Raw genomic sequence first — 18,946 nt, forward strand, 5'->3', positions numbered from 1 at the left:
GCGACGAGAAGAGAGAACATCGATGCCATATTTCGAGAAGATCGTCGTGGTCGGGACGGACGCCCTGGCTGACGGAATCGCAGCGGCGGCCGAAGCGGCCGGCTGCTCGGTCGTGCGGGTTGCAGACGCCTCCGACCCGGGTGGCGCCGAGGACGCGCTGCGCGCCGCCTACCTCGTCGTCGAGGCGGTCGCCGAAGACGCTACGGCCAAGCATGACGCGCTCCGGGCGATCGCGTCGCTGGCGGCGCGGACCGCGGTCATCGCCACCACGACCGCGACGTTGTCGGTCACCGAGCTCGCCACCGCTGTGCCCGGTCCCGAACGGGTGGCCGGGCTGCACTTCCTGCACCGGACTCTCGACGGTGCTGCGGTCGAGGTCGTGCGCACCGACCTGGTGGCTCCGGGCGTGCTCGAGCGACTGTCCGCGTTCGTCGACGAGCTCGGCAAGGTGGCCGTCGAGGTCAAGGACCGGCCCGGCTTCCTGCTGAACCGGCTGCTGATGCCCTACCTGAACGACGTCGTGCAGGCCCTGGACGACGGACTGGCCAGTGCCGAGGACCTCGACGTGGCGCTACGCCTGGGCCTCGGCTACCGGCGCGGGCCGCTCGAGATGCTCGACGACATCGGCTTGGACGCACACGAACAAGCCACCGACGCGGCGTTCGCCGCTCTGCAGGACCGCGTCTTCGCGGCCCCGCCCCTCCTCCGGACGATGGTCGCCACCGGCCGGACCGGCGGTGCGAGCGGATCAGGTTTCCACGACAGGAAGGACCACGCATGACCAGCTACGAGGACATCCTGGTGGACCGCGACGGCGCGGTGCTCACCATCGCCATCAACCGGGAGGATGCCGGCAACAAGTTCCGGCACCAGACGTGTCTCGAGCTCAGCGACGCCCTTCAGCGGTTCCGGATCGATCCGAGCCTGCGCGCTGCGGTGCTGACCGGCAGTGGTGAGAAGTTCTTCTGCATCGGGGGCGAGCACGACCCGATCACGTCCCTGGAACAGTCGCAGGTGCTCCCCATCATCGACGTCTACCAGGCGATCGACACGATCGCGAAGCCTGTCATCGCCGCGGTCAACGGGTTCGCGGTCGGTGGCGGCAACGTCCTGGCCAACGTCTGCGACCTGACCATCGCCTCGGAGACCGCCGTGTTCCGGCAGGTGGGCCCGATGGTCGGCAGCTTCGACGCGGGCTACGGCACCTGGTACCTGGAGGACACGATCGGCCGCAAGCGAGCCAAGGAGATGTGGTACCTCAACCGCAAGTACGACGCGCACGAAGCCCTCGCGCGCGGCCTGGTCAACGAGGTCGTGCCCGCCTCCGAGCTCCTCGCGACGGCGCAGGCGGTCGCTCGGGAGATCACGACCCGCAGCCCGATGGCGATCGGAGCGCTCAAGGCAGCGTTCAGCGCGCGCCACAACGGTGTCTCCGGGCAGGCTCGGATGGCCCACGACCAGCAGCTCACGGTCTACCTCGGCACCACCGAGGCCCACGAGCTCAGCGACGCGTTCAAGGAGCGCCGCGACCCCGACCCGGAGAGGTTCTGGCGGTGACCTGGCTCGGGGTCCCGCTCTCAGCGGACCAGTCCGACCTCGTCGGCATGCTCGACGCCCTGGCGGCCAAGCAGGACGCCGACGCTCCCGGCGACGCGTACACCCGGGTCGCCGGGATCAGGGCAGCACTCGTCGAGGCCGGTGTGTGGACCCTCGGGGTCCCCGAGGAAATCGGCGGCGGGGGAGCCCCCGCTGACCTCCGTCAGCTGGCGCTCGCGTGCCTGGGTCGGCGGTGGGCGGGCGCGGCCTGGGGCAGTGTCCAGGCCCATGCCGCGGCCGAGGTGCTCGGTTCTGCCGGACTCCTCGACGTCGTGGCCGAGATCCACGCGGGCCATCCCGTGGTCGTCGTCGAACTGGACTCCGCGGCCGTCGAGCTCGAGGCGTCGGACGACGCCGTGCGAGGTCGACTGTGGCGCATTGATCCGGCCGGGGAGCACCCGCACGTCGTCGTGCTCGTGGATGATCGAACGGCCTGGTACGTGCGCGCCGACTCGGTGCAGCCGTTGCGCACCTTGCGGCGCACCGGCATGGCCGGCGCCCTGACCCTGTCGGCGGACGTCGACGCGCATCGGGCCGACGTGGCCGAGCTGACCGACCTGCCCCTCGACGGCATCCGTGCCCGGCTCCACCTCGGTGCGGCCGCGGTCGCTGCGGGGCTCGCGGCCGAGGCCGCCGAACGGGCGATCGAGTACTCCCAGGCGCGCGTGCAGTTCGGCGGTCCCCTGACCCGCCTGGCCACCGTCCGGAGTGCTCTGTTCCGCCAGACCCAGCTCGCGCTGGAGTCCTTCTCCATCGCGGTGGACGGCACGACGACCGCGGTCGCAGCGGCCGCAGCGCTCGCCGGCAACTGCGAACGGGCGATCGCCGTAGGAGCAGCTGCCCTTCAGTCGCACGGCGGATACGGCTACATCGTCGAGTACGGCGTCGAGGGTCTCCTGCGCGACGCAGTCTCGTTGCGCGCCGCCACCGGAGCCCTGGCCGCGACCCAGGCCGCCGCGGCCCTGCTCGTGGGCGGCTCCGCGCAGCTCCTTGCCGAGGAGGCATCATGAGCCTGACCCTGGACGACCTGATCCGCTCGGGCGAGGCGACGATCGACGTCGACGACGTCGCGAGGTGGCGTGCAGACGGCTCGTGGTCGGGACGCACCCTGAGGCAGGTGCTGGCAGCAGTGGCAGCCGAGCACCCGGACCGTGACGCGCTCGTCGGGTACCGCAGCGACGGCGAGGTCACCCGATGGACGTACCGGGACTTCGACGCGGCGGCGACCAGCGCCTCCGCGGCACTGAGCGGTCTCGGTGTGGCAGCGGGTGACGCGGTGGCCGTGATGCTCCCCAACTGGGTCGAGTACGGCGCGCTCCTGTTCGGTATCAACGGGCTCGGAGCGATCTACACAGGGGTTCCGGTCGCGTACGGCGAGCGGCAGGCAGAGGCGATCCTGCGGCGCAGCGGCGCCAAGGTCCTGGTGGTGCCCCGTCGCTGGCGCAGCGTCGAGCACCTGGAGCTGGCCCGTCGTCTGCGCGACACCCTTCCCGCGCTGGAGCAACTGGTCGTGGTGGACGACTCGGACGACGACGTCGCCTTCGACGAGCAGGAGCACCTGTGGGCGCGGCTGACCGGTCCCGACCTCGGGCCCGCGACGGTCGCCGCCGACCCGTCAGGTGTCTGCTACCTCGGCTTCACCTCCGGCACCACGGGAGAGCCGAAGGGTGCCATGCACACCCACGAGACGTTGATGCACAGCGTCGAGCAGCTGACTGAGCACCTCGGCGCGAGCACCTTCGGTGATCCGATGGTGCAGCTGGTCGCGTCGCCCACGGGCCACCACACCGGGTTCGTCTGGGGGGTCCTCTTCACCGTGCACCTGGCCGGGACCGGCGTGCACGTGGACCGTTGGGACCCTGTCTGGGGTGTCGAGATCATCCGGAAGGAGGGCGTCACCTGCTTCTTCGGTGCTCCGGCTTTCCTCCAGGACATGCTGCGCACCGACCTGGCTGACGATCCCGCCTGCCCGCTGCGCTGCCTGGTGGTCGCTGGCTCCTCGGTACCGCGCAGCCTCCCGGCTCGCGCGTCGCAGGCGTTCGGCGCCTACATCGCTCCTGCGTGGGGGATGACCGAGTGCAGCATCACGATCTCGTGCACGCCCGAGGAACCGGCGGCCGTCCTGCAGACCGACGGCTCGGTCTTTGACCGGTCCGGCGCCCGGGTCGTCGACGCGGACGGCAACGACATTCCGCCGGGCGAGACCGGTGAGCTGCTCGTCCGGGGTCCGTCGATGTTCCTCGGCTACTACCAGCGGCCCGACGCGACCACGGCGTCGTTCCGTCCGGGCGGGTGGTTCGCGACCGGCGACACCGCGTCGCTCGACGAGCACGGGTGGGTGTCGTTGCGCGGCCGAAGCAAGGACATCATCATCCGCGGCGGCGAGAACATTCCCGTCACGGACATCGAGACCTTGATCTTCGACCATCCCTCGGTAGTCAACGCAGCCGTGGTCGGGGTGCCGGACGAGCGGCTCGGTGAACGGACCTGTGCCGTGGTGACGTTGGCTCCGGGGACCGAGCTCGACCTCGACAGGCTCTGCGACTTCCTGAGTGCCGCAGGTCTGTCGAAGCACTATCTTCCGGAGCGACTCGTGGTACTGGACGGGCTGCCGATGACGCAGAGCGGTAAGGTCCAGAAGTTCAAGCTGCGTGAGATGGTCGACGAGACCGGACCGGACGAGGAAGGGCAGAGGCTGTGACGCCTGACGGCGAAACCGGGACCGAGGTGCCGGCACTCGTCGGTCACCGAGTCGTCCGGCCACGCCAACAGGTCGAGGACGCCCTCCGCGCCGCTGTTCTGAACGGCCGGCTCCGGACCGGTGAGCGGCTTCCAGCGGAGGCCGAGCTCGCCCGTCAGTTCAACGTGAGCCGCCCGACGGTCCGCGAGGCTCTCACCGCGCTGCAGTCGCAGGGCCTCATCAGGAAGCTCCCCGGTGCGGGTGGCGGCAGCTTCGTCCAGGCAGTGGACCACCACGCCCTGGGTGAGATCGTGCAGACCTCGGTGCACAACCTCCTGCAGCTGGGCTCCGTGAGCTTCGACGAGGTCTCGATGGTCCGTCAGCACCTCGAGGTGCCGGCAGCAGTGCTTGCCGCCGCGCGGCGTACCGACGACGACGTGGCAGAGCTCCGCCGGATCCTGAAAGAGCAGCGGATCCGGTCCGTGGACGACCCGGACGTTCCCGGTCTGGACGCCGAGTTCCACATCGCGATCGCGCAGATCTCGGGCAACCGGGTGCTGGCGGCGCTGGTGTACGCGGTCCACCGCGAGTCCGAGCCGGTCAGCTACCTGGAGCTGTCGGCCGAGGTCGGGCGCGAGACCTACCTGCAGCACGAAGCCATCGTCGACGCGATCGCCGCCGGCGACGCAGCGGCGGCTGAGGCGGCCATCACGGCGCACCTGTCGTACCTGCGCGCCCACATCAAGGCCGCGAACGTCGGCCCTGCAGCTCCGCGCGACTGACCGACCCCGCGATCGACGCACGGCACGGGCCCCAGGCCCGCGCCGTCGGAACGCGATCCCCACCACCCACAGAGGAGTATCCGTGCGCGCTGCGCTCGTCAAGGAATTCGGCCCCCCGTCCAGCCTCGTCGTCGAACGGGTCGCCGACCTGACCCCGGGTCCGGGCGAGGTCGCTATCGAGGTGGCCGCCGTCAGCGTCAACTTCCCCGACGTCCTCGTGGTGGAGGGGACGTACCAGAACCTGCCACCACTCCCTTTCAGCCCGGGGAAGGAAGCCGCCGGACGAGGCACCGCTGTCGGAGCCGGCGTCGAGCGGGTCTGGGTCGGGGACAGTGTCCTGGCGATCATCGAGCACGGCGGCTACGCCGAGCAGGTGGTCGCACCCGAGGGCTGGGTGGTGCACCTTCCGGACTCCGTCTCTTACACCGACGCTGCCGGAGCGGGGCTGGTCTACTGCACGGCTCACCTCGGCCTGTTCCGACGGGGGCGGCTCCAGGTAGGGGAGACCGCCTTGATCAAGGGAGCTGGCGGCGGCGTCGGTACGGCGGGCGTCCAGCTCGCGAAGGCGGTCGGGACCAGGGTCATCGCCGTGGCCAAGGACGAAGCCCGAGCAGCGGTGGCACGTTCCTTCGGCGCCGAGGTGGTCCTCACCTCCAAGCCGGAGTCGCTGCGCGCGGACGTGCTCAGCGCCAACGACGGGCAGGGGGTCGACGTCTGCCTCGAGTCGTTGGGCGGTGACTACCGGGACCGCCTGCCTGAGGTGATGCGGTCCGCGACGGACGGCGTTCTCGATCTCATGGCCGACTGCAGCCTGGACGCAGCGGTCAGCCACGTACTGCCACTGAACCGGGCCGGCGAGGCCTTGCAGAAGGTCAGTGACGGAGGCGTCTGCGGAAAGGTCGTCCTGACTACCGGACTCGGCTGAGGGCTCCCGTGCCGTTGTCGATCACATCCATCGAGAGGAAGTACTCATGAAGTTGCCACAGCACGTCGGGGTCTACGGGGGCGGGCGCATGGGAGCGGGGATCGCTCACGCGTTCCTCGTCGGCGGTGCCGCCGTCACCGTTGTCGAGGTTACCCGGAACGCAGCCGACCGGGCTCATCAGGCGATCGTCGCCAGCCTGGAGAAGGCGGCACAACGGGGGTCGATCGAGCTGCCGCCGGCCGAGGTCGCCGAGCGGCTCCAGGTCGTGACCGATGCCACGAGCCTCGGATCGTGCGAGCTCGTGGTCGAAGCGGTCCCCGAGTCGGTCGACATGAAGGTCTCGGTCCTGGCGGAGGTCGAGGTGATCGCTCCCGGGGCGGTGCTGGCCACCAACACGAGCTCGCTGTCGATCGACCAGATCGCCGACCGGCTCGCGCGCCCGGAACGCTTCCTCGGTCTGCACTTCTTCAACCCCGTGCCTGCCAGCGACCTCGTCGAGATCGTCGTGGGGAGCCGTACGGACCCGGCGCTGGTCGCCGAGGCGCAGGAGTGGGTGCACGGATTGGGCAAGACCCCGATCACGGTCGGTGACGCCCCCGGGTTCGCCTCCTCGAGGCTCGGGGTTGCCATCGCCCTCGAGGCCATGCGGATGCTGGAGGAGGGGGTGGCGTCGGCCGAGGACATCGACCTCGCGATGACGTTGGGTTACAAGCACCCGACGGGTCCGTTGCGGACCACCGACGTGGTGGGGCTAGACGTCCGGCTCGCCATTGCCGAACACCTCGCTCGCGAGATCGGGCCGAGATTCGCCCCGCCGAAGATCCTGGTGGAGAAGGTTGCGGCCGGGGAGCTGGGCCGGAAGACCGGGCGCGGCTTCTACGACTGGTAGCCTCTCGCCTTTTTGCCTAATCACCATTAACATCGAGCTGAGAACTCTTTGGCCAGAAGAGAAATGAGCGGAGTCATGAGCATCGATCGCCTCGTTGTAGTCGGGGGTTCCCTGGCCGGGCTGCGGGCAGTGGAAGCGGCCCGGAAAGCTGGCTTCTCCGGATCTGTCACGCTGATCGGCGCCGAGGAGCACCTGCCCTACGACCGGCCGCCTTTGTCCAAGGCGTACCTCGAGGTGCTCGAGGGCGGAGCCGAACCGGAGAAGCCGTACTTCCGCTCAGACGACGTCTACTCCGAGGAACTCGACGTCGAGCTCATGCTTGGGCGGCCGGCGACCGGACTGGACACCGTGCGCCGGGTTGTGACCGTCGGTGGTGAATTCGAGGTCGGGTACGACGCGTTGGTGATCGCCACGGGTGCAGCCGTCCGGCACATCCCCGGTACTCAGCACCTGGAGGGTGTCTTCGGGCTCCGCACGTTGGACGACTCGATCGGTGTGCGCGCGGCACTCGACGCGGGCGCACGCACGGTTGTGATCGGCGCCGGATTTATCGGCTCCGAGGTGGCGTCCGGTGCGAACAAGCGCGGGGTCGAGGTGACCATCGTCGAGGCGCTCCCGACTCCGCTGGTGCGCGCCACCGGCAAGCAGATGGGCGCCGCGATCGCCGCTCTCCACGAGCGGAACGGGACCACGTTGCGCTGCGGGACCGGCGTGGCGGCCATCGAGGGCGACGGCCGGGTCGAGAGGGTGGTCCTGGACGACGGCACGGTGATCCCGGCCGATCTCGTGGTCGTGGGCATCGGCGTGGCGCCCTGCGTGGAGTGGCTCGAAGGCTCTGGCCTCACGGTCGACAACGGCATCGTCTGCGACGCCAACCTGTGGACCGGAGCGCCGGGCGTATACGCCGCGGGCGACGTGGCGAACTGGGTGAACCCGGTCTTCGGCATCCGGCAGCGCATGGAGAACTGGACCGCTGCCGCCGAGCAGGGCGCGGCCGCAGCACGCAACGCCCTGGATCCGGAGAACGCGAAGCCCTACGGAACGGTGCCCTACTTCTGGTCCGACTGGTACGACGTCCGGATCCAGTTCGTCGGCCTGCCGGACGCCGACGAGGTCGTCCTCGTCGACGGTGACACGGACCAGGATGGTCGCTGGGTGGCGCTCTACCGCCAGGGTGACCGCCTGATCGGCGCACTCACGGTCAACGGACAGACGGAGATCATGAAGTACCGGGTGCTGATCAGCAAGGGAGCCACCTGGCAGGAGGGCCTGGACCACGCTGCGAAGCGCCACGCCCTTGCCGCCGAGAAGGCCGCAGCGGCCGCTCAGGCGCAATGCCCTCCGAATCGAGGTTCACGTCAGGAGAGCTTTCTCGAGGTCGGCGACAGCGTTCTCGAGGTGGACCAGCATGCGCTGGAGGTGGGGGAGTCGCCGCCTGTCGCCGACGACGCCGATGTTCATGCTGTCGTCGTAGCGGGTCACTGTGATGTTGGCGGCCTGGCCTTCGGTGATGAGTGAGATCGGGTACAGGTCGGTCATCTTCGCGCTACCCATGAAGAGCGGCCTGTTCGACGCTGGCGCGTTCGAGATGATCAGGTTGAACGGCTGGCGGGGGATCGAGGTAACGCCCGAGATGGCTCCCACCGCCACGCCGGCCATCAGGAGCTTGCTGACTGCGAGCGCTTCAGCGGGGGACAGACCACGCATCCGCTCCTTCGCCACGTTCATGCCGCTGGAGATCGAGGACAGGCGCTCGACGGCGTCGGCGGTGTCGGTACGCAGGTCGCAGAGGATGGAACCGAAGAGGTTCCCGCCGTTCGAGGTGTCGCCGTCGGGCTTGCGCAGGGAGACGGGGACCATGGCGATCAACGAGCGGTCGGGCAGGGCGTCGAGCTCGGTCAAGTACTCCTTGAGAGCAGAACCGCACATGGCCAGGACCACGTCGTTCACACTCCCGCCGACAGCGTTGGCGATCGACAATGCCGAGGACATCGGAGCCGTGTTGATCAGTCGGCTTCAGCACGAGTCCACGCAACCTGGGCGCGGCAAGAGACGGACCGAGGCCAAACTGATCGGCGGCCTCATCCCCGGCGCCGTCGGCCCGATGAGCGAGGACATGGCCGCGGCCCTCGCGCAGCGTCAGTCCCTGATCGAATCGCGTGCGCACGCCCTGGCCGAGACAGCCGTCGAACACAATAAGCCGTGGGTAAAGAGGCTCGGCGAACCGCCCACCCGCCACCAGCTACGCGGTCGCTGGTTCCACGAGGTAAGAACGGTCGCCGCCTATCGCGATCGCTACCGCATCGACTCCCGTAGCGCGCTTGGCGACGAGCCACGCACCGACGCGCAGGCTCGACGCCGCCCGCGCCAAGCAAGCGATGAGGCGTGCTCGCGCGTTAGCTGGAGAGGCGGCGTCGCTTCCAGCCAGTCGCACTCGAGCCGTGACGGCGGACGGACCGACGATGCGGTAGTCCCACAGGGTGAGTTCGCCCCGACTTATCCACAAGCGCCAGCGGTGGCAGAGTCGATGTGTCGCTGGCTGGGCGTATTAGTCGAGTGAGCCCAACCGAAGGAGAAGATCATGCTCACTCTGATGTGGAACGTGAGCGCTGCCATCCGCGGCTACACGCGCTTCTACATGCCCACCAACATCGCGATCGACCTGCTCCGCACTCGGCGGGGTCTCAAGTGGGCTGTTCCAGTCGCGGTCGTGGCGGTGCCTGTCTATCTGTTCGTCATGAGTCTCTGCGACACACTCGTGAATGAGGGGGGACCCGGCTGGCTCAACGTCCTGGTAATCCTTTTCTTCTGGAACGCGATCAAGTTCGGTTGGATGGCGGTACTCAGTCCGTGCATGCTAGTGCGCGCCGCCTGTCGCTGATTGCAAAGTCTGCACGTCGAGGAAGGCATCGCGAGGAACAGCAACAGCCCTGGCACTTTGTGAGGGACGCGAGGGCTCGAGTCCAACGCATCGCTTGTGAGCGAGGGAGTGGCCGCCGAAGGCGCGCCGTACGGTGGTTTCGATCTCCACGTGGGTCGGGTTGCTGAGCAAGGAGGTGAAGGCGTTGCCGGCGATGACGCCGACGGTGGGCTTCGTGGTTGGCATGTTGGGAGATTAGAGGGCCTGGTGCTCCTAGAGTTAGGGTATGAACCTCGGCGCTGACTGGCGAGAGTACGACGTGGCTCCGTTGCCACGAGTGCTGGACGCTGCGCTGGGAGTTTTTGCGGAGAAGGGCTTCCACGGCACGAGCATCCGTGACATCGCCGGTCGTGCAGGCCTGTCGGTTCCAGGGTTGTATCACCACTACAGGTCGAAGCAGGACATCCTCATGGACCTCGTGCTCACCGTGATGGGCGAGCTTCTCAGCCGGTCGCGGGCCGCCGTCGAGTCGGGTGCCGATGACCCGGTAGCGCGGCTCGATGCACTGGTCGAGTCGCTGCTGCGGTTCCACATGTTCCGTCGTGACCAGGCCTTCGTGGCGTCCAGTGAGATCCGAAGCCTGCTGCCGGAGAATCGGGCTGCGTATGTCGCCCTCCGCGATGAACAGCAGCAAATGCTGGAGGACCTCATCACAGCAGGGGAGGTCCACGGTGCATTTGCGACGCCCTCGCCGAAAGAGGCCGCTCGCGCCGTGTCAACGCTGTGCGTCGGTGTCGCCTCGTGGTTCCGCGAGGATGGGCCGCAGACGCCCGACGAGGTCGTCGCCCGCTACCTCGTGATGGTCCACGGCCTGCTCGGGAATCGCTGACGTCACCCTGCCTTGACCACGGCGGGTTCGCATGTGACGCTTACCGAGCGAGTGATCGGTCGGTGCGGAGGTAAGCGTGGTAGATGTGGAGAAGCTCGTCCAGAGGACGACTGAGTTCGTGCGCACGGAGGTGCTGCCCGTCGATGACGAGTTCGACGGGGACATCGAGGCGGCGGGAGGTGACGACCTGCGGTTGCGGCTCCAAGGACTGGCGCGCGAACGCGGCCTGCTGTCACCGCACGGCCCCCTGGACTGCGGGGGACTCGGGCTGTCGATGACCGAGCGCGCCGGGGTCTTCGAGGCCGCGGGGTACTCCCTGTTCGGCCCAATGGCCCTCAACGTCAACGCGCCGGATGAGGGCAATGTCCACCTGCTCGACCACGTCGCCACTGTCGAGCAGCGCTCGCGCTTCCTGGCGCCCCTGGTGAGTGGAAGATGCCGCTCTGCGTTTGCGATGACGGAGCCTTCGCCGGGTGCGGGGTCGGACCCGTCGTTGCTCATGACGCGCGCCTCGAAAGTCAGCGATGGCTGGCTGCTCAACGGCCGCAAGTCGTTCATCACCGGCGCAGACGGCGCCGGCTTCTTCATCATCATGGCTCGGACCGCCGGTGAGCCGGGTGACCTGGGCGGCGCCACGATGTTCCTGGCGCCCGGTGACACCCCCGGCATCAACGTCGTCCGGCACATCGGAACCATGGACCGATCTATGATCGGCGGGCACTGCGAGCTGCAGTTCACCGACGTACTCGTCCCCGACGAGTTCGTCCTCGGCGGCGTCGACGAGGGCTTCCGCTACGCCCAGGTCAGGCTCGGCCCGGCACGGATGACCCATGTCATGCGATGGACCGGAGCGGCTGCTCGGGCGCAGGAGACCGCCATCCGGTACGTCGCCGAACGGCGGGCCTTCGGGTCACGCCTCGCGGACCAGGGCATGGTCCAGCAGATGATTGCCGACAACGAGATCGACCTGGCGGCCACCCGCGCGCTTCTAATGAAGGCTTGTGCGGAGCTGGACGCCGGCGAGCGGGCGTCGGTGTCAACGTCGATCGCCAAGACGTACGCAGCCGAAGCCTTGGACCGTGTGGTCGACAGAGCTGGGCAGATGTGCGGTGGGCTGGGGGTCTCCCGAGACCTTCCGGTCGCCAAGATCGCACGGGAACTCCGGCCCTTCCGGATCTACGACGGCCCCTCCGAGGTGCATCGCTGGTCGATCGCCAAGCGTGCCGTGAGGAACGTGACCGAGGTCGCTCGATGAGTGGCTTGTCGCGCGACGACCTCGATGCCGTAGCCACGTTTCTGCGAGGCCAGGGCGTCGACGTTGCGGGTCCCTTGGAAGGGTCGCAGATCGCGGGTGGGCGATCCAACCTGACCTTTCGGCTGGACGATGGCACCTCGCGTTGGGTTCTGCGCATGCCCCCGCGGGCAGGCCGTACACCGTCAGCTCATGACGTGGGACGCGAGTTCCGGGTGACCCGCGCCCTGAGCAGGGCCGGTGTACCCGTCGCCCCGGCGGTCGCCCTATGCCAGGACGAGTCTTTGCTGGGTGGTCCCTTTGCAGTCAGTGGATTCGTTGAGGGCAGGACTGTGCAGTCGCGCACCGACCTGGACGAACTCGACGACGAGACGGCGACGGTGGTCATCTCTCGGCTGCTCCAGGCGCTGGCCGCGCTGCACCGTGTGGACCATGTCGCCCACGGTTTGGAAGGGTTCGGTCGACCGGATGCGTACGCCGAGCGACAGCTCAGACGATGGTCGGGGCAGTGGGAGCTCGTCGGACAATACGACGCGAACATCTCCGCCGCCGCGAAGAACTTGGTTGCTGGCCTTGCCGTGTCCATCCCGGAACAGCGTTCCGCCGGCATCGTCCACGGCGACTATCGCATCGACAACACCCTGCTGCGCTTCGATGGCTCGCCGTCTGTTGCGGCGATTGTCGACTGGGAGCTGTCTACGATCGGGGACCCGGTGGCCGACGTTGCAATGATGTGCGCGTACCGCCTCCCTGCTTTCGACCTCATCGTTGGATCGCCAAGTGCCTGGACGAGCAGCCGCCTTCCCAGCCTCGAGAGTCTGGCGAGCGACTACGAAGCCGCGGGAGGAGTCGAGCTGTCGAACTGGGAGTTCCACCTCGCGCTGGCCTACTACAAGATCGCGGTCATCGCTGCAGGGATCGATCACCGCTTCCGAGCCGGTGCGGTAGGTGGTCGCGGCTTCGCCGAGGCCGGCCAAGCAGTTCCGGAGTTTCTCGCTGCAGGACTCAAGACGATGGAGGTACGACGATGAAGTCGGCGATGGTGACCGGAGCATCCCGGGGGATCGGACGAGGAATCGCGACCAGCCTGGCCAGCTAGGGCTATGGCGTTACTATCACGTCGCGCGCCGAGGGCGACCTCGTGGCGGTGGCCGAGGAACTCCGCGAGCTCGGAGCGCCCACGTCGAAGATGTCGGGCGCGACGCTCATGCAGAGTGCATTGTCCGCGTTTTATCCGCGCTCTTGGCTCCGAGGAACTCCGAGACCGAGGACACTCGTCATCGAGGTGTCTGGTAGTCAGAAGAGCCCAGGTCCGACCAAGGCGAAGGCTGAGACCGCTCGCCACTCGTGGTGTGCGTCGGTCAACAACCATGGCGGCTTCGGACGTTGGGGCTACATCGAAATGACCGACCCGCTTGAGTTCAAACCCGCCTCCGCGATCCACGTCTTGCTGGTGCCAGGTGGTCCCGCCAGCACGACCTGGGGTCGTCGCTGCAGGGTCGCCACGAGCTCATCCAGCCACTCGCGCTCGCACAGCGTTAGCTCAACGAGCCAATCGACAATTCAGGCGGGCGGCGCGGCTGGAGGTCTAGCCGCCCATGGCCCGGTTGGCGCTGGGGCCGCTGCGGCTGGGCGAGCGGCCAGACCCGCCCTGACTAGATGTCGGGCTGGTCTTCGCGGCGGTTCTCCTCGTCGCGGGGAAGCGACCCAGGAGACGCCGTGGGCGGCCCAATTGGACCGTGTTTGAAACAATGTTCCAAACACTATTGCAAATATGGTCCTGGTTACCCCATCATTGGTGAGCGCAGTCACATTCGGGGCGATGGTCGTCTCGTCCGATGAAGGAGCGAGTCTCATGTCGATCGGGATGCCCTCAGCGAGCCCCGGCCAGGGCGATTCCGTGTGGCACACGCTTCTCGAACTGGACTGCGTCACAGTCCGATTCGGTGGGATCACCGCGGTCAACAAGCTTTCCCTATCGATCGCCGCAGGCGAGATCGTTGGGCTCCTAGGGCCAAACGGGGCTGGAAAGACGACCGCACTCGACACGATCTCAGGTCTCCGAACACCGACGGCGGGGCGAATCTCGTATGCCGGCGAGGACATCACCAAGCGGTCGGCGCACCGAAATGCACGCAACGGAGTGCGGCGCACCTTTCAGCGGCACCAGGCCTTCGGGTGGCTTTCTGTCGAGGAGAACGTGCTCGTGCCGCTCGAGTGGTCGACCCGGGGAAGAGGCTTCTTTGGTGACCTTCTGAGGTTGCCCCATCGCCAGCGCCAAACTCGCGAACTGCTCCAGAATGCAGCAGCTGTCATCGACGAGTGCGGACTGGCTGACGTCGCTACAGCGCCGGCGAGTTCTTTGCCAATCGGTCAGCTTCGTCTGTTGGAGTTTGCTCGCGCAGTCGTTGACGCCCCTCGCCTTCTACTGCTCGATGAACCTACCTCCGGACTGGGAACCCGCGAGACTGAGCAGCTCGGCGAACTCGTGCGGAAGCTCGCAGCCGATTTTGGCACCGCGGTCGTACTCGTCGAGCACGACGTTGACTTCGTCATGTCGCTTTGCACCCGCGTGGTCTGCATGGTTCAAGGCGCAGTCATCGCAGACGGCACTCCCGCCGAAGTTCAGTCCAACCCAGAGGTCATCGCCTCCTACCTCGGTTCCTGACCGGGACGCCAGAAACAAGGAAGAGTCATGGAATTCTCCACCATCGTTATCAGCGGTGCGGTTTCGGGAGCGCTCTATGCTCTCCTAGCCGTCGGACTGGTCCTGACGTACAACACGTCGCGCATCTTCAACTTCGGACACGCTGCTACAGCGTTCGCCTCTGCGTACCTCTTTTATCAACTCAACGGTGCGTTGGGCTGGAACGGCTGGCTCGCAGCCGGCTTTATCGCGTTGGTTTTCGCTCCCCTCATGGGATACACGTGGAACCGACTCGTTTTTTCGCGTCTGACCGAGGCCGAGGAATCGACGAAGATTGTGGCATCGGTCGGTGTGCTGATCGCCGTGCCGGCGATGACTGTCCTGATCTGTGACCTGATCGAAAGTGTCTTCCACCCTGGATTCCAAGACATTGCCGAAGTCTTCCTCGCTGCCGGCTTGCTGCCCACTGGCTCGCACACCATCGCCGAGGGGCTGGTGCTCACCAACGATCAACTCTTCGCCCTGGGCGCCAGCATCGTCCTCTTCGTCGCGCTATGGGCCATGCTGCGGTACACCCGCATCGGCCTGCAGATGCGGGTTACTGTCGACAGCCCTTCCCTAGCCAGCCTTCGCGGCATCCGCCCTCGGCGCGTCTCAGACCTGTCCTGGGTGATCAGCTTCGTCCTCGCCGCCATCGCGGGCATCCTCGCGGTCCCGTTCCCTGGACCCTTCGGCCTGAGCAACGACAACTACACGACCGCCCTGTTCGTCGCCATCACCGCTGCCGTCATTGCACGCCTGACCTCCATTCCAGTCGCATTCGCAGCAGGTCTCGCGATCGGCGCGGCGCGGAACCTTGTAGTCGCTTATGTCAATGGGGAATATCTCGGCCGCGTTGGGGAGTGGGCAGCCAGCGTGTACGGCCTCACCAGTTCGCTTCCGTTCCTCATCCTTTTCATCGCCCTGATCGTCATGGGACAAGAGAAGAACCGCCGCAAGGCAGGAATGACGGCGACCGCGGCTGCCCCCCTCCCTGACTATCGAGACGACCTGTCACCCCTAAGGAAAGCCCTTCCATGGGTGATCAAACTCGCCGTCGTCTTGGTCCCTGGCTTGTTCTTCGCCAACGAACTTTGGCGCGAACTCATCGCCTATGGCTTCGCCCTCGGACTGATATTCCTGTCGTTCACGGTCCTGACGGGCCTCGGTGGGATGGTTAGCCTTGCCCAGGGTGCCTTCGTGACCGCGTCGGCGTTGATGACGGGCATGCTCTACCACCACGGCGTGCCGATGGTGTTCGCATTCCTTGTCGGCGTCGCGTTCTCCTGCGTGCTCGGAGTTCTCACTGCCCTGCCAGCGCTCAGGCTCAGCGGCTTGGGCATTGCGTTCGCAACGCTTGCTCTGGCACTTCTCGCCGGAAACATCCTGTTCAAGATCGACTTCTTGAGCAACGGAACCACCGGGTGGCAGATTCCCCGGCCAGCGTTGGGGCCACTGAGTTTTGAGAACGATCGCGTCTTTTTGGTCGCGGTAGTCCTCCTCGCCGTCGGGTTGGCCAAGGTGGTCGACAACCTGTTGCGTTCGGCGACCGGCCGCGCCATGATCGCCGCTCGTACCGCTGAGCCGGCGGCTGCGGCATCAGGTGTTTCGCCTGCCTCGGTCAAGCTGACGCTGTTCGCAGTGTCCTCCGGTATTGCCGGCCTGGGCGGAATCATCGCGGCCAGCGTGTACGGCAGCATCAACGGTGGACTGTTCCCGCCGCAGCTCAGCTTCACATGGCTGGCCATCATCGTCGTGGTTGGTCTGCGCAGCCCGGCGGCAGCGATCGAGGCTGGCATGGTGGCTGCGGTCGCGCCGCGCGTTATTTCCGATGGGTTTAACTTCGGGTTTGTTTCGTGGGGCGGGACAAGCAATGACCTGATCGCGCAAGCAATGTTTGGGCTCGGTGCTATCCAAATGGCGTCGCAGCCTGACGGTTACCTAGCCGATGTCTCCCGTCGTGCGCGAACTCGCCGGGATGCGCGCCGCCTTCGGGTGGCGCAACCGGCGGACCGTGTCAACGCCGAACATCCAGTAGCAGTGAGCTCGACGGAGATGGAGACAAAGCAGGTGTCCTCGCGAGTCGATGACTCCGGCAACATCGGTCGCGCTCTTCTTGAGCTTCAGGACGTGCGCTCCGGCTATGGCGGACTCGAAGTGCTTCACGGCGTTTCGCTCGCCGTCGAAGCCGGGTCTGTCCTCGGCCTCTTAGGCGCCAACGGCTCCGGCAAGTCAACGCTCTGTTCCACGATCGCCGGACTTGTCCCGACGACAGGAGGCCGGATCCTCTTCGACGGCGAAGACATCACGACCCTCACCACGGCCGAGCGGGTGGCCCGCGGCGTCGTTCTGGTGCCTGAATCGCGCGGCGTGTTCCCTTCGATCTCAGTGGAGGAAAACCTCAAGGTCTGGCTTCGAGACAGCCGAGAACGTGCCGAGGCCTACGAGCTCTTCCCGTCCCTTGCTCAACGACGCCAGCAACCAGCCGGCAACCTCTCGGGCGGCGAGCAGCAGATGCTGAGCCTGGCGCCATTCCTCGTTCGGCGGCACCGTCTCCTCATCAGCGACGAGCCCTCGCTCGGTCTTGCCCAGCTGGTCACCCGAGACATTATGGCCGCCTTCGACACCCTGCGACGCAACGGGACCACCGTGATCCTCGTTGAGGAGAAGGCCCGCGACGTACTTGATACCGCCGACCTTGTCGGCGCCCTGAAGCGCGGCGAACTCGCGTGGCTCAAAGCGAGCGTCGATGTCGACGCCGACCAGATCACAAGCGCTTATCTCGGAACTGCGCAGGTCGTTTGACCCCTGCGTGCCTGCACCACCCAACACCCAAAGGAAGAAGAAATCATGAACCACCGACTTCTCCGATCACGAGCACTGATGGCGACCATGTTCGTCGCCATACTCGCGGTCTCCGCCTGCGGCAGCTCGGATAGTGGCGACTCCTCCCGCTCGCCGAAGCAGTCCACCATTCTGGACGCCGATCAGGCCAAGGCCGAGGTAAACGAGGTGCTCGGCGCGATTCCAGCAGTGAGCGGTGAGACCACGCGTGGCATCGAGGGCAGGGTCATCACCATCGGCGGGACCGGCAGCGCCACCCGCGGGGGACAGGACACGCTCCCAGGCCTCGACGTGGGGGCTAAGGCTCGCATCGAGCGCGCGAACCGTGAAGGTGGCGTGAACGGCTACACCTTCAATTACGTCGGATTCGAGGACGACCACGCAACGCCGAACGAATCACTGCAGGCGGTCCAGAGTCTCGTCAAGTCCGACAAGGTCTTTGCGCTGGTGCCCTACGCCGCCCTGGCGGGTTCAAGTTCGGACTACCTTCTCAAGGAGAAGGTCCCCTCCTTCGGTTGGCTCACCCAAGATTTCTGCACCTGGGATAAGAACCCCTACATGTTCAGCACGACTGGCCAGACCAACTGCGCCAACCCGCTTCCCGGGAAGGCCGTGGGTGTAACCGGTCCACTCCAGTCCTACATCGATGAGACCGGCAAGAAGCCGGCGGACGTGAAGCTCGCGGTTTACGGTGCCAACGACCCGTCGTCTAAGGCTGGCCTAAACGGCTTGGCTGCAGCTGGCGAGGCACTCGGAATGGATGTGGTCTACGCGCAGACCGACCTGCCCTCGGCGGTCGAACCTCAACTGTCGGATTACACACCCATCGCACAGAAGCTCGTCTCGTCCGGCGCGAACCTGATCGTTGGCACCACGGTCGTCCCCACCACCCTGGCCGTCCTTGGCGCTCTGAAGGGCCTCGGATACCAGGGCGACTCGTTCGCAGGGATCCCGATCGAAGCCCTTCTGCAGAGCCCACAGACTGCCGCGATCGTCGATGGGGTCTACGCCGGGGTTGGTGCAACCGGAGGCATCCCCCTCCTGGCTCCGGAGGAGTTCAATCAGGTCCAGGATGACCTTGACGCTATCGGGTCAGACGCGCCAGCCGAGGGCATCGGTACGGTGACCGGATACTGGGCCGCTGATCTGTTCCTCCAGGCGCTGGCCGCCGTTGATGGTCCCGTCACTGCCGAGAAGGTTACGAACGTCCTGAACGATGGATCGTTCCAGTACACGGGGATCGAGGGTGTCACCTGCTCGAACACGTACCCCGTCGGGCGCGTGCTGCCCTCCCTGTGTGCCGGGTTGCTCAAGTACGACGCCGCTGGCAAGACGTTGGATGCGCTTACCGAATACAAGGCACTCGGCGGCTACGCCATCGTCGACGCAAAGTAGTCCTCGGAAAACACGACTAGACGAAACCTCTGTCCTGGCATGCAGTTGTCAGTCCGTCGGCCAGGACGGAGGTCTCCAGTTTGGAGTCATGTGCTCGTGATCGGTTTCGACGAACGAATACGGGGGCGCGTTGGACCTAGGGCCATGT

General features: G+C 66.5%; 17 protein-coding genes and 1 pseudogene. 16 read left to right on the forward strand and 2 right to left on the reverse strand.

What is annotated here, in order from left to right; translation table 11 throughout:
• The first annotated feature begins 22 nt into the window (after positions 1 to 22).
• From EFK50_RS13805 to EFK50_RS13840, 8 genes are all read left to right on the forward strand, one after another.
• Positions 23 to 781, forward strand: coding sequence for a 3-hydroxyacyl-CoA dehydrogenase family protein (locus EFK50_RS13805; RefSeq protein ID WP_123228107.1), 759 nt, complete (start codon positions 23 to 25; stop codon positions 779 to 781).
• Positions 778 to 1,557 (forward strand): enoyl-CoA hydratase-related protein, encoded by a 780-nt coding sequence (locus EFK50_RS13810; RefSeq protein WP_123228108.1) that lies wholly within the window; start codon positions 778 to 780, stop codon positions 1,555 to 1,557. The genes EFK50_RS13805 and EFK50_RS13810 overlap by 4 nt, the downstream gene beginning before the upstream one ends.
• Positions 1,554 to 2,606: an acyl-CoA dehydrogenase family protein gene (locus EFK50_RS13815; protein WP_123228109.1), complete on the forward strand. Its 1,053-nt coding sequence runs from the start codon at positions 1,554 to 1,556 to the stop codon at positions 2,604 to 2,606. The genes EFK50_RS13810 and EFK50_RS13815 overlap by 4 nt, the downstream gene beginning before the upstream one ends.
• Positions 2,603 to 4,297, forward strand: a complete 1,695-nt coding sequence (locus tag EFK50_RS13820) for an AMP-binding protein (RefSeq protein WP_123228110.1) — start codon at positions 2,603 to 2,605, stop codon at positions 4,295 to 4,297. Before EFK50_RS13815 ends, EFK50_RS13820 begins: the two co-directional genes overlap by 4 nt.
• Complete coding sequence (locus EFK50_RS13825; protein WP_123228111.1) at positions 4,294 to 5,058, forward strand: FadR/GntR family transcriptional regulator; 765 nt, start codon at positions 4,294 to 4,296, stop codon at positions 5,056 to 5,058. Before EFK50_RS13820 ends, EFK50_RS13825 begins: the two co-directional genes overlap by 4 nt.
• An 82-nt stretch (positions 5,059 to 5,140) precedes the next feature.
• Positions 5,141 to 5,983, forward strand: coding sequence for a zinc-binding dehydrogenase (locus EFK50_RS13830; RefSeq protein ID WP_123228112.1), 843 nt, complete (start codon positions 5,141 to 5,143; stop codon positions 5,981 to 5,983).
• Between the two features lie 46 nt (positions 5,984 to 6,029).
• Positions 6,030 to 6,872 (forward strand): 3-hydroxyacyl-CoA dehydrogenase family protein, encoded by an 843-nt coding sequence (locus EFK50_RS13835; protein WP_123228113.1) that lies wholly within the window; start codon positions 6,030 to 6,032, stop codon positions 6,870 to 6,872.
• Between the two features lie 75 nt (positions 6,873 to 6,947).
• Positions 6,948 to 8,390 carry an NAD(P)/FAD-dependent oxidoreductase gene (locus EFK50_RS13840; RefSeq protein ID WP_246004150.1) on the forward strand — a complete coding sequence of 481 codons (1,443 nt, stop codon included), beginning with the start codon at positions 6,948 to 6,950 and terminating at the stop codon, positions 8,388 to 8,390.
• On the opposite strand, the pseudogene EFK50_RS13845 reads toward EFK50_RS13840, so the two are convergent.
• Positions 8,307 to 8,864, reverse strand: a pseudogene (locus EFK50_RS13845) (WS/DGAT domain-containing protein); the annotation flags it as partial. The gene EFK50_RS13840 and the pseudogene EFK50_RS13845 sit on opposite strands and share 84 nt — an antisense overlap.
• Between EFK50_RS13845 and EFK50_RS21885 the strand changes: the two are divergent.
• On the forward strand, positions 8,800 to 9,432 hold the full coding sequence (locus EFK50_RS21885; RefSeq protein ID WP_183407819.1) for a hypothetical protein: 633 nt from the start codon (positions 8,800 to 8,802) through the stop codon (positions 9,430 to 9,432). The pseudogene EFK50_RS13845 and the gene EFK50_RS21885 overlap by 65 nt on opposite strands.
• A gap of 21 nt (positions 9,433 to 9,453) precedes the next feature.
• Positions 9,454 to 9,753 (forward strand): sulfate permease, encoded by a 300-nt coding sequence (locus EFK50_RS13850; RefSeq protein ID WP_123228115.1) that lies wholly within the window; start codon positions 9,454 to 9,456, stop codon positions 9,751 to 9,753.
• Here the strand turns inward: EFK50_RS13850 and EFK50_RS21890 are convergent.
• Positions 9,730 to 9,978, reverse strand: coding sequence for a hypothetical protein (locus EFK50_RS21890; RefSeq protein WP_148046168.1), 249 nt, complete (start codon positions 9,976 to 9,978; stop codon positions 9,730 to 9,732). The two genes, EFK50_RS13850 and EFK50_RS21890, sit on opposite strands and share 24 nt — an antisense overlap.
• Positions 9,979 to 10,018: 40 nt before the next feature.
• Here EFK50_RS21890 and EFK50_RS13855 point away from each other — a divergent pair, with 40 nt between their 5' ends.
• From EFK50_RS13855 to EFK50_RS13885, 6 genes are all read left to right on the forward strand, one after another.
• Entirely contained in the window at positions 10,019 to 10,621 is a 603-nt protein-coding gene (locus tag EFK50_RS13855; RefSeq protein ID WP_123228116.1) for a TetR/AcrR family transcriptional regulator, read from the forward strand.
• Between the two features lie 85 nt (positions 10,622 to 10,706).
• The gene (locus EFK50_RS13860) at positions 10,707 to 11,876 is read left to right on the forward strand and encodes an acyl-CoA dehydrogenase family protein (protein ID WP_246004151.1); all 1,170 of its coding nucleotides are present in this window, start codon (positions 10,707 to 10,709) and stop codon (positions 11,874 to 11,876) included.
• Complete coding sequence (locus tag EFK50_RS13865; protein WP_123228118.1) at positions 11,873 to 12,904, forward strand: phosphotransferase family protein; 1,032 nt, start codon at positions 11,873 to 11,875, stop codon at positions 12,902 to 12,904. The genes EFK50_RS13860 and EFK50_RS13865 overlap by 4 nt, the downstream gene beginning before the upstream one ends.
• 824 nt (positions 12,905 to 13,728) lie before the next feature.
• Positions 13,729 to 14,541 carry an ABC transporter ATP-binding protein gene (locus EFK50_RS13875; protein ID WP_123228120.1) on the forward strand — a complete coding sequence of 271 codons (813 nt, stop codon included), beginning with the start codon at positions 13,729 to 13,731 and terminating at the stop codon, positions 14,539 to 14,541.
• Positions 14,542 to 14,568: 27 nt separating this feature from the next.
• Complete coding sequence (locus EFK50_RS13880; RefSeq protein ID WP_123228121.1) at positions 14,569 to 17,364, forward strand: ABC transporter permease subunit; 2,796 nt, start codon at positions 14,569 to 14,571, stop codon at positions 17,362 to 17,364.
• A 78-nt stretch (positions 17,365 to 17,442) separates the two neighbouring features.
• Positions 17,443 to 18,798: an ABC transporter substrate-binding protein gene (locus EFK50_RS13885; protein ID WP_183407820.1), complete on the forward strand. Its 1,356-nt coding sequence runs from the start codon at positions 17,443 to 17,445 to the stop codon at positions 18,796 to 18,798.
• Positions 18,799 to 18,946 lie beyond the last annotated feature (148 nt).

The organism is Nocardioides marmoriginsengisoli, assembly GCF_003725695.1.
In the GTDB taxonomy this organism is placed as follows: domain Bacteria; phylum Actinomycetota; class Actinomycetes; order Propionibacteriales; family Nocardioidaceae; genus Marmoricola; species Marmoricola marmoriginsengisoli.

Excerpts from the sequence above, each read along its gene's own strand:
- EFK50_RS13805 (WP_123228107.1), top strand. The coding sequence starts at position 23 with ATGCCATATTTCGAGAAGATCGTCGTGGTCGGGACGGACGCCCTGGCT.
- EFK50_RS13810 (WP_123228108.1), top strand. The coding sequence starts at position 778 with ATGACCAGCTACGAGGACATCCTGGTGGACCGCGACGGCGCGGTGCTC.
- EFK50_RS13820 (WP_123228110.1), top strand. The coding sequence starts at position 2,603 with ATGAGCCTGACCCTGGACGACCTGATCCGCTCGGGCGAGGCGACGATC.
- EFK50_RS13835 (WP_123228113.1), top strand. The coding sequence starts at position 6,030 with ATGAAGTTGCCACAGCACGTCGGGGTCTACGGGGGCGGGCGCATGGGA.
- EFK50_RS13840 (WP_246004150.1), top strand. The coding sequence starts at position 6,948 with ATGAGCATCGATCGCCTCGTTGTAGTCGGGGGTTCCCTGGCCGGGCTG.
- EFK50_RS21885 (WP_183407819.1), top strand. The coding sequence starts at position 8,800 with ATGGCCAGGACCACGTCGTTCACACTCCCGCCGACAGCGTTGGCGATC.
- EFK50_RS13850 (WP_123228115.1), top strand. The coding sequence starts at position 9,454 with ATGCTCACTCTGATGTGGAACGTGAGCGCTGCCATCCGCGGCTACACG.
- EFK50_RS21890 (WP_148046168.1), bottom strand. The coding sequence starts at position 9,978 with ATGCCAACCACGAAGCCCACCGTCGGCGTCATCGCCGGCAACGCCTTC.
- EFK50_RS13855 (WP_123228116.1), top strand. The coding sequence starts at position 10,019 with ATGAACCTCGGCGCTGACTGGCGAGAGTACGACGTGGCTCCGTTGCCA.
- EFK50_RS13865 (WP_123228118.1), top strand. The coding sequence starts at position 11,873 with ATGAGTGGCTTGTCGCGCGACGACCTCGATGCCGTAGCCACGTTTCTG.
- EFK50_RS13875 (WP_123228120.1), top strand. The coding sequence starts at position 13,729 with ATGTCGATCGGGATGCCCTCAGCGAGCCCCGGCCAGGGCGATTCCGTG.
- EFK50_RS13880 (WP_123228121.1), top strand. The coding sequence starts at position 14,569 with ATGGAATTCTCCACCATCGTTATCAGCGGTGCGGTTTCGGGAGCGCTC.
- EFK50_RS13885 (WP_183407820.1), top strand. The coding sequence starts at position 17,443 with ATGGCGACCATGTTCGTCGCCATACTCGCGGTCTCCGCCTGCGGCAGC.